This is a genomic window from Liquorilactobacillus vini DSM 20605 (assembly GCF_000255495.1).
Classification (GTDB): Bacteria; Bacillota; Bacilli; order Lactobacillales; family Lactobacillaceae; genus Liquorilactobacillus; species Liquorilactobacillus vini.
The window spans coordinates 1-10,580 of sequence record NZ_AHYZ01000098.1 but is presented as its reverse complement, the minus strand read 5'-3'; the positions used below and the strand labels follow the sequence as shown (position 1 = coordinate 10,580).

The window sequence follows — 10,580 nt, the reverse complement described above, 5'->3', positions numbered from 1 at the left end:
TACATTAATTATTAAGTAGCGTATAATGAATTTATTATTATATTTAAGGAGTGTTAAACAATTGGAGAAAAGAGTCAAGGGTTCATGTACCACAATTTTGGTCGGTAAAAAAGCTTCAATCGATGGTTCAACGATTATTTCGAGAAATGATGATGGACATGAAGCGCTCGATCCAGAACGCTTTGTGGTGGTTAATCCAGCTGATCAGCCACGCCATTATCAGTCAGTTATCAGTCAGGTCAAAGTTGAATTGCCCGATAACCCATTGCGGTACACCTCAATCCCTAATTCAATTCTAACTCAGGGAATTTGGCCAGCAGCTGGTATCAACAGTGAGAATGTAGCGATGTCAGCGACAGAAACCATTACAACTAATTCACGAGTTTTAGGCGTTGATCCTTACGTAATGGGTGGGATTGGCGAAGAAGATCTAGTTACTTTGGTCTTGCCTTATATTCATAGTGCAAAAGAAGGCGTGCTGCGCTTAGGTCAGCTGTTGGAACAGTATGGGACTTATGAGCCGAATGGAATTGCGTTTTCTGACAAAGATGAAATTTGGTGGCTGGAAACAATTGGAGGCCATCACTGGGCAGCCAAACGAATTCCAGATGATGCTTATGTAGTAGCAGCTAACCGCATGAGTATTGACGCTTTTGAGTTTGATGCAGAGGATACTCTTTGCTCGGCTGATTTAGAACAAATGATTACCAAGTATCAGCTGAACCCAGATTTTGATCAAGTTAATTTGCGGCATATTTTTGGCAGTGCAACGATCAAAGACACGGTTTACAATAATCCGCGAGTTTGGTTTGGCCAAAAGTACTTTAATCCAGAAATTGAACAGGATCCGCAAGATCAAGATCTGCCGTTTATCTGTCATGCTAAGCGGAAAATTTCGATTGAAGATGTCAAATTTGTTTTAAGCTCACATTATGAAAATACTAAATATGATGTCTATGGCAATGGTACAGAAGCCGAAAGGAAACTGTTCCGGCCAATTGGCATTAATCGAAATCATGATGTTCATATTTTGCAGATTAGAAATAATGTCCCATCAGCGATTGCCGGGATTCATTGGCTGGCTTTTGGCGCCAATACTTTCAATACTGTCGTACCATTTTACGCTAACGTTGCTGATACCCCAGCCAGCTATAAAGATGCTGACGGCACCTTTGATTTGAATCAGATGTACTGGCTGAGCTGTACGACAGCTTTATTGGGTGACACCGACTATGATTTTTATGTTGATCTGCGCAATAGTTATACCTTAGCAGCAATGAGTGCTTATCGGCGGATACAAAATCAAACTGATGCAAGATTAGATTCGGCGACGGATGTTCAAGCTTATCTAGCGGCTGCCAATGAGCAGTTAGCAGCGGAAGCAATGAAACGTCAGACAGAACTGTTAGGCAAGATGGTGATTAGCGGTTCGGAAAATATGAAGCTGCGTTACAATTTAAATGATTAACTAAAATACTCCGTGCTCGAGTCAAAAGCTGAGCACGGAGTATTTTAGTTAATCTACTAAATATATCAAGCTTTACTTGTAAAGACCGAAAATCTTTTAGCTTGTAACTTAACTGAAGTGTCTAATGATTCAACTAGCAGTTATTATCATGGCTATAAACTTAAACTGGTCAAACAAAGCCTCCTAAATTTTATTGTTTTTTACTCTTTTAAGCGCTAACATATAAATGTCATCATGCTTTTTTAGGGGGGAATTAATTTGGAACAACCAGTAGAAACACTTGAAGGATGGTATTGTCTGCATTTGTTTTGGAAGCTTGATTGGGCAGCTTGGAAAAAACAGCCTCGTCAAGTTCGACAACTAGCTTGGCACGAATTTGAAAAGCAATTACAAATTTGGCAAGGAAATGAAACTAACAATCATGGAAGCAGTTATAATTTTAATGTGGTTGGTCATAAAGCAGATCTAGGGATGATGCTTTTGCGTGAAAAAATGTCCGATTTGAATCAAGTTGAAAACTCATTGCTTAAACTTCGCTTATTTGATTTTATGACGGAAGTGAATTCTTTTGTTTCAGTTACTGAAGTTGGTACATATGGTGGAAAGCCGCATAATGATCGTGGCTGGCAGTACGTTAATCAGCATTTGATGCCAATTTTACCTAAGAAACCGTATATTTGCTTTTACCCAATGAACAAAGCACGCAAGAATGGAGCTAACTGGTATACGCTGCCTTATGCTGACCGCAAAGAAATGATGCATGAACATGGTTTTATCGGTCGAAAATATGCTGGAAAAATATGGCAATTCATTACAGGGGCAATTGCATTTGATGATCAAGAATGGGGTGTCACCTTGTTTGCTGAAGATCCGCTGGTTTTCAAAAAAATTGTTACTGAAATGCGTTACGCAAGTGCTAGTGCAATTTATGGAGATTTTCCTTACTTTATTTGCGGTAGTTATCTTAATACAGCTAAACTAAAAGATTTTTTGTTGATTTAGGAGGTAAATTTGATGGAAAAAATTGCAGTTCTACTGATGGCTTATGGCACACCTTATAAAATAGAAGATATTTGGGATTACTATACGCGAATTCGGCAGGGACACAAACCGCCCCAAAAGCTGTATGATCAACTTGCAGCACGTTATAAGGCGATTGGCGGGACATCACCGCTTGCTAAAATCACTAAAGATCAAGCTGATGGTTTACAAGCACAACTTGATCAAAAATTCCCCGGGAAATTTGAAGTATTTATTGGGTTAAAATATATTTCTCCGTTGATCGCAAAGACAATCGATCAAATTGTAGAAGCTGGTTTTAAAAAAATAATCGGGCTGCCGCTAGCACCTTATGGCTCTGAATTTGCTACAACTAGCTATCACCGAGTGGCTTTGAGAGAATTGAGCAATTATCCGGGAATATCTTATTATCAAATTAATTCTTGGTGGAATCAACCGGCATTTATCGAATTTTGGAGTGAACAGTTAAAGCGCTTAGTCCCTTTAACAACTGATACCGAGGTGATTTTTAGTGCTCACAGTTTACCGCTAAAAGTCATTAAGAATGGCGATACTTATGAAAAAGAAGTCCGTGGCTGTATTAAAGCTATTGCAAAAGCTGCTGGCTTGACTTCAGCTCAATATACCATTGCCTGGCAAAGTGCCGGCCGAACACCAGATCCGTGGTTGGAACCAGACTTGATGACAACTGCTCAAAGTTTGATTAAGCACAATAATATCAATCAAATTATTTCTTGTTCAGTAGGCTTTATCGCCGATAACTTAGAGATTTTATATGATATTGATCTTGAATTGAAAAAAGCAGTTGCGATAGCAGGTGGAAAGTTGAAACGCTTGCAGCTGCCAAATGCAGATCCATTGCTAATCACTTCGTTAGTTAAGTCAGTTTTAAATGCAATCCAACAAGGTAATTAGGGCAAGATTTATGAATTAGATATTTGTTGTAAATTAAGGAAGATGACAGTAATGAACATTAAGCTTTTGAAGTATATTACATTAAAAAAAGTACTTCATAACCACTACGATTTTCGGCTAACAATTATAAAGTACTTTATATGCTAATAAATAGTTATTTAAAGTGAGAAACGTTCTTTATGAAGCTGTAAAAGACGATCGAGTTGGCGAAAATCCTTGCGAACGTCATATTCGTGAGCAGAACGTTGAATTAAGCTGTTGATTAGTTTTTTCAGTCTCTGCGGATCATCTTCATCAGTATAAGTTACCCATTCAATATGCTCAAGCCAATCAAAATAAGCATGTTTGCCTTTCCCATAGCTATTGCCAAATAAAAGACAAGGGGTTCCGGTCAAAACGGAAAAAATCATGGCGTGCCACCGGTCGGTAATAATGATTTCTTGTCTTGAAAACCATTCTAATTCTTTAACGATCAATTCGCGGCGATTGCTGGGGGTAATACGTTTGACGGTATCCAAAACAGTATCGGTTCGCTTGAGGGGACGACCATTACTTAAAATCTCTTTCAAAGAATTAATCAAATCTTCCGCGATGACTTTTTCGCTATCATGACGGAAAACAAACAATGCTCCGGAACGCGAATGATCAAGATCCCGGGCCTGGATGTAGAGAACCATATCGGGAGTGAATAAAACATGATTATCAAAAGCGGTCTGCATCCGATGGTAGCTCTGGGCATCCCGAGCTATTAAAAATAAATTGGGGTTCTTAGCGTAAGCAGACTGGCTTTTTTTTAATTCAGTTTGGCCAGCTGGGGTATCTTCAAAATTGATTGATTGTGGAAAAGAAATTGTCAAATTTTCAGGGAAAGCAGCAAAGACTTTCCGGCGGGCGATCTCATGATCAAGGTAGACATTTCCCATATTGCCGCCACCGACGAATGAAACCACATCAGCAGGCTGCAGAATTTCTTTAACAGCGGTAATTGCATCATCGGTATCTTCTTCGAGAATTTCAATAAATTGGAATTCAGGAAATTCATTTTCAATATAGCGTCGTTGAGCTAAAGAGACAGCCTGATCACCAAGATTGGTGTACGTCGGAATGCCAAAAGAAAAGAATTTGGGACGCTTATTGCTTGGCAAAACGGAGACGGGTACTTTTTCTTGCAGGTAAAATTTAACCATGCAGATCCCTCCTTTGGTGGTTCAAGTTAAATTTAAGCCGGTTATTAGCATTGAATTTATATGTTTCTAATCTTAATGATAATATTGATTTATAAATTAGTCATTTAATCCAGCTTGACAGCTAACAAATTTACGAGTAGATTTAAATTGAAATTAAAGGGGTGATTGGGATTGAAGTTTTAAAATCGTTAACAAGTTATTGTCATCTTTACGAAAATGGGGATCAGTCTGACGATTTTAAGCTAATCAATCAAGGTCATTTCTGGTGATAGCTGTAAATTGAATAAATTAGCTTTTAACAGACGCTGAGCTGTTGAAAGGTTATTTCAGTGTAAGTCCCCAAGTACAATCTTTAAGCGAGGGGATTTTTTTATGGGAACAATTAAAATTAAAAATTTAACATTTAAATATAATAACATGGAAAAGAATATTTTTAATGCTTGTAATTTAAATATTGATGAACATTGGAAGTTAGGCTTAATTGGCCGAAATGGCCGTGGAAAAACAACCTTTTTGCGATTATTGTTAGGTGACCTTAGATATCAAGGGGCGATTCAAACTAATTTAAAATTTGATTATTTTCCGCAAACAGTTGTCACACCACAGTATTCCGTCAAAGAAGTTTTACAACAAATAACGCAGTTGGATGACAGCGAATTTTGGAGGTTGGAACTTGAATTAGAAAAATTGCGGTTGCCAACAGTAATTTTAACAATGGCTTTTAAAAACTTAAGCCCGGGTCAACGAACCAAGAGCTTGCTAGCAGCAGCTTTTGTTGATCAAACGGCTTTTCAGCTAATTGACGAGCCGACTAATCATTTAGACAGTTGGGGACGGCAAGTGGTCAGTCAGTATTTAAAGATCAAGCAGGGCTTTATTTTAACAAGTCATGATCAAGGTTTTATTGATCAGTCAGTTGACCATATTTTGGCAATTGACCGAAATAAGATTCAATTATTTCATGGTAATTATACAACTTGGCAGCAGGAGTTTGCTAAACAAAATCAAACTGAAAAACTCGAAAAGCAGCAGCTTAATCATCAAATCAAGCATTTGCAGCAAAATGCCACTAAAATTCGTCAGTGGTCTGAACGAGCAGAAAAAGAAAAACGTAAAAATTTTCATCAACGAGAAGAACATGCTGATATCAATCGGGGGTTTCTAGGTCATCGGGCAGCTAAAGTTATGAAAAGATCAAACAGCAATTTAAAAAAAGTTGCCACAAAAATTGAAGAAAAGCAGTCACTGTTAAAAAATACCGAAGAAATCGAATCTTTAGGGCTTAATTATCAAGCTCCCTATCAACAACATGTTTTGCAGTTGGAGAAGGTCCAAGTTAAAAGAGCTGGTCGAATCTTGAATCAGCCAATCACATTGGATTTACAAAAAAACCACCAAATTGCTTTGGTCGGTTTAAATGGCAGCGGTAAAACGACCTTGCTTAAAGCTATCTTAGGTTGCAAGAAGCTGATTGCTCGGGGAACAATTGTGAAAAAGAATTCTTTACGGTTTTCTTATTTGCCCCAGCAATTTGAAAACTTAACTGGATCGCTAGCCGACTATGCCCGCAAGGCGGGAATTGATTATCCAGACTTATTAAATACCTTGCATAAATTGGGAGTTGAACGAGCAACTTTTAATAACCGTTTAGAAAATCTTAGTCGCGGGCAAAATCGAAAAGTATCGTTAGCTCGCTCGCTCTGTGAAGCAGCTAACTTTTATTTGTGGGATGAGCCGCTTAACTATTTGGATGCTTTTACCAGGCAACAATTACAAACTTTAATATTGACCAGCCAGCCAACTATGATTTTGATCGATCATGACCAAGCTTTTATTGATCAAGTGGCAAGTCAAAAGATAGTTGTCAACGGACTTTGAAAGTAATTTTTGTCTAGAATTGGGGAAGCCTTGGCTTAAATTTAAGATTAACGTTATTTAGGAAAAAATTAAGCAAAGTTGCCATAGCGGTCTTTATTTGCAAAATAGATGCTTGACAAGTTTCCTTTTCTTCAGATTTGTTGATAAACATCCAATTCGAGGAGGGATAGCGTTGAAAACAGAACAAAGAAAATATACCATCCTTCAGAACATTAACTGGTATTTAAAAAAAGCGTCAAAGAAATTTTCCAAACTAAAGTATGGATTACTACTAGTGAGTGTATTACTTTTAACAGCCACTAGCGGTGTTCCAACGCTGATTGTTTGGGGATTACAAGAAAAACTTGGTTTCTCTGATACTAAGTTAGGTGTTGGAAATGGTTAAAGCTGCGTTCGCAAGTTGAGTTGATGGCTAGGTGCTCTTGAGTTGACAATTAAAAATCATTTTTGATACTTTTACAAAAATCTTACTAACAAAAGCAAGGAGTTATGGTATTGTTTTAAGCAAAGTATGTTTATCAAGGAGATAGAAATGGCTATTTATATTCGACAGGCAAAGAAAGAAGATTTAAATACAATCTATTCTTTAATTCAAAGTGGGAAAAAAGTTTTAGCCCAAGAAAAGATTCCCCAATGGCAAGGAATTTATCCGCAGAAAGAAGACATTTTGCAAGATATCAAGCAAGGATATGGATATTTATTGATCAAAAATGGACAAATAGTTGGAACAGCCACACTTTTTCAACGAGAAGACTCAAATTACCAACAGATTTATGCAGGCGCTTGGCAAAAAGGTCTCGGAAAGTATGCAACGATTCATCGAATTGCCATTGAACCGAACTTTAAGGGACAACACTTAGGTGATTATTTTTTCAGTAATTTGATCAGTGAAGCCTATCGCTTAGGTTTTCGGGAAGTTAGAATCGACACTCATGAAAAAAATAAGCGAATGCAGCATTTAATTCTTAAAGCCGGTTTTGAATATGCTGGAATTGTCTATATGCATCAAGATCCAAACGATCAGCGGAAAGCTTTTCAATTGTTCTTAAAGTAATTTAAAAGAAAGGACTATTCAACCAAGTTTATTTAGAACTTGATGGAATGGTCCTGTTTCTTTGAAATAAAAAACTTGCCATCATGAAGAATTGATTTTATAATTGCTGCGTACCAATTTTTTGAATGGTTGAGCATTTTAACCAACAATGAGCGGATCTTAAAGTATAATTAAGATAACTTAGAAGGAGGCTTTTTTAATTTATGGCTTACAAGACGACTAATCCATATACAAATCAGGTCGAAAAAGAATTTGCTAATGCGACCGATGAAGAACTAGAAACAACTCTAGCTACAGCACATGCTTTATACAAAAAATGGCGCTATGAACCATTGACTGATCGCAAAGTTACTTTGCATAAGGTGGCTGATTTATTAAGACAAAGAAGAACTGAATATGCAGAGGTCATGACCCGTGATATGGGTAAACTGATCGGCGAGGCTGAAGGCGAAGTTGATCTGTGTGCAGATATTTGTGATTACTATGCTGATAAAGCAGCAGACTTTCTTAAACCCCAGCCATTGGAAACTGACACAGGTGATGCCTACTATTTAAAACAAGCTACCGGTGTTTTAGTTGCAGTTGAGCCTTGGAACTTTCCTTTTTATCAAATTGCTCGGGTCTTTGCACCAAACTTTATGGTGGGCAACCCGATGATTTTGAAAGATGCATCAATTTGCCCGGCATCGGCGCAGGCTTTTGCTGACGCTGTTGCCGAAGCGGGAGCACCGAAAGGCAGCTTGACTAATTTATTCATCAGTTACGATCAAGTCAGCAAGGCAATTGCTGATCCAAGAGTGGTCGGTGTTTGTTTAACAGGTTCAGAAAGAGGCGGGGCCTCAGTCGCTGCTGAAGCTGGCAAAGCTTTGAAGAAGAGCACGATGGAACTTGGCGGCAATGATGCTTTCATTATTTTAAGTGATGCTGACTGGGATGAGTTGAAAGAAGTTGCACCGCAAGCGCGCCTCTATAATGCAGGCCAGGTATGTACTTCATCCAAGCGCTTCATTGTCATGGCAGATATCTATGATAAATTCTTGGAAATGATGAAAGCTGCTGTTTCACAAGTCAAAATGGGTGATCCATTAGATCGATCAACGACCTTAGCACCAATGTCTTCAAAAGCAGCCAAAGAAAAACTGGAAAAACAAGTTAAAGAAGCAATTGACCATGGAGCTAAAGTTTATTATCAAAAAGAAGCAATTGATTCTGAGGGACAATTCTTTGCACCGATGATCTTGACCGATATTAAGAAAGATAATCCAATCTTTAACCAAGAAATGTTTGGCCCGGTTGTTTCAGTGTATAAAGTTAATTCTGAAGCGGAAGCAATTCAAATTGCCAATGATTCGAGCTACGGCTTAGGTAATACAATTTTCAGCAGCAATCATCAGCATGCTGAGGAAGTAGCTGCCAAGATTGAAACTGGGATGAGCTGGATCAATTCCGGCTGGGCTTCATTGCCAGAATTGCCATTTGGTGGCGTCAAGAACTCAGGCTATGGCCGGGAATTAAGTCAGTTAGGCTTTAATGCATTTATCAATGAACATTTGGTTTATACACCAAAAAAGAACTAATAAAAGCATAGATAAACTATTTAAGATCGTTACAATTATATTCCGAATTAAACGGCCAAGTAATCAATGATAGCTTGGCCGTTTAATTCGGAGTTTTTTTAAATAAATTGCAGCTGCTAGATATCTTTTGCCCTGAGCGTTAATTAGTGGGTGATTATTAATTTTAAGGCGCAAAAAAACAGTTCAGCGAGATAATGTCTGTTTACAACCTAAATTGTTACCAACACTTATCTCTTATACTACTTAATTGATACAGTTTCCGATTCCTGCTTAATCGGTACTTTTTAACTAAATCACTGTTCAATTATCTCACTGAACTGCTGAAAAATAAGGGAATTATCAAGCTTAAACCTCTTTTCCAACCGCAATCACGGTTTATTTGCCAGACGATCACATTCTAAATGATGCCCAGCAAGATTATAGGCTGTGCTATAATCCCTTACACTTCGTATTATAGCACACTAGAAAACGCTTTCAATAAAAATGCTCAATTGAATAGTTTGCTAATTAAAAACTCGCATAGCTGCTAAATCTGTAGTTGATGGCAAACAAAAACACTAGGAATCATCCTAGTGCTTTAATGTTGCTTATAGTTAATTCTGAGTATCAATTAAACAACAAAGAATTGAATAACTAAAGCAGCCGAAATAATGATGGTCATTTTGACGCCATTTGGCAAGCAGTTTAATTCAGGCGGTCGAGCCTATACTGTAGCCAAAACTAGTATAACATACTGTACTAAATAATTGATTGATGATATTATATTCTTAGAAATATTGATGGTTATACACCATTTTTAAGTGGACCTAGTCACTCCACATCATTGCTGGACCCCAGTTAATTGCTGGGGTCTTTTTTTTGGCTCAAGCGAGTAATCATTTGAAACTGGACTTTTGATTGGTTGATAATTTAATTATTTTTTTAGTGAACATCTTTTTTGGCATAGATCTTTATAACTAGGCGTGCTAAGATAAAACTAATTGAAAAAGATTCTCATTTAAGCAAGACTTGATGAAGGAAGTAGTTTTTGCATGTTAGCTTTAAATAAATCAACTTCTATAAATAAAAAACAGCTTTTTAAAGTTTTTGGACCAGGTTTGATTGTTATGTTGGCGGATACCGATGCTGGATGTTTGATGACCGCTGCTCAATCAGGAGCACAATGGAAATATACGATGATTTTACCACAGCTGCTATTGATCCCAGTCCTATTTATGGCTCAGGAAATGACTGTTCGTTTGGGCCTAGTGACTGGCAAAGGACACGGTGAGCTGATTCGCGAGAATTTTGGTCGTGGCTGGGCAATTTTGTCGGCTGGGACCTTGGCAATTTCGGCAATTGGTGCTTTATTGACAGAATTTGCGGGAATTGCCGGTGTTGGTGAGTTATGGGGGATTTCTAAATGGCTAACAGTTCCCCTGGCGACGGTTTTATTAATCGCGATTGCTTTTTGTGGTAGTTATCGGCGGGTTGAAAAAATT

The 10,580-nt window shown here is 37.8% G+C and carries 9 protein-coding genes; 8 read left to right on the top strand and 1 reads right to left on the bottom strand.

Annotated features, from left to right (window positions below; all coding sequences use genetic code 11):
• The first annotated feature begins 61 nt into the window (after positions 1–61).
• From ON15_RS06235 to hemH, 3 genes are all read left to right on the top strand, one after another.
• Positions 62–1,468: a C69 family dipeptidase gene (locus ON15_RS06235; RefSeq protein ID WP_010580629.1), complete on the top strand. Its 1,407-nt coding sequence runs from the start codon at positions 62–64 to the stop codon at positions 1,466–1,468.
• A gap of 258 nt (positions 1,469–1,726) precedes the next feature.
• The gene (gene hemQ, locus ON15_RS06230) at positions 1,727–2,470 is read left to right on the top strand and encodes a hydrogen peroxide-dependent heme synthase (RefSeq protein ID WP_010580628.1); all 744 of its coding nucleotides are present in this window, start codon (positions 1,727–1,729) and stop codon (positions 2,468–2,470) included.
• 12 nt (positions 2,471–2,482) lie between these two features.
• Positions 2,483–3,403: a ferrochelatase gene (hemH, locus tag ON15_RS06225; protein ID WP_010580627.1), complete on the top strand. Its 921-nt coding sequence runs from the start codon at positions 2,483–2,485 to the stop codon at positions 3,401–3,403.
• 158 nt (positions 3,404–3,561) lie between these two features.
• On the opposite strand, the gene ON15_RS06220 is transcribed toward hemH, so the two are convergent.
• Positions 3,562–4,590 (bottom strand): polysaccharide pyruvyl transferase family protein, encoded by a 1,029-nt coding sequence (locus ON15_RS06220; protein ID WP_010580626.1) that lies wholly within the window; start codon positions 4,588–4,590, stop codon positions 3,562–3,564.
• Positions 4,591–4,962: 372 nt separating this feature from the next.
• Here ON15_RS06220 and abc-f point away from each other — a divergent pair, with 372 nt between their 5' ends.
• The 5 genes from abc-f to ON15_RS06195 form a co-directional block, all read left to right on the top strand.
• Positions 4,963–6,468: a ribosomal protection-like ABC-F family protein gene (abc-f, locus tag ON15_RS06215; RefSeq protein WP_010580625.1), complete on the top strand. Its 1,506-nt coding sequence runs from the start codon at positions 4,963–4,965 to the stop codon at positions 6,466–6,468.
• A 172-nt stretch (positions 6,469–6,640) separates the two neighbouring features.
• Entirely contained in the window at positions 6,641–6,853 is a 213-nt protein-coding gene (locus ON15_RS06210) for a hypothetical protein (protein ID WP_010580624.1), read from the top strand.
• A 147-nt stretch (positions 6,854–7,000) separates the two neighbouring features.
• Positions 7,001–7,522: a GNAT family N-acetyltransferase gene (locus tag ON15_RS06205; protein ID WP_010580623.1), complete on the top strand. Its 522-nt coding sequence runs from the start codon at positions 7,001–7,003 to the stop codon at positions 7,520–7,522.
• Between the two features lie 203 nt (positions 7,523–7,725).
• Positions 7,726–9,099, top strand: coding sequence for an NAD-dependent succinate-semialdehyde dehydrogenase (locus ON15_RS06200; RefSeq protein WP_010580622.1), 1,374 nt, complete (start codon positions 7,726–7,728; stop codon positions 9,097–9,099).
• A gap of 1,031 nt (positions 9,100–10,130) precedes the next feature.
• Positions 10,131–10,580 (top strand): divalent metal cation transporter (locus ON15_RS06195; RefSeq protein WP_010580621.1); only part of this gene is annotated, 450 nt, incomplete at its 3' end.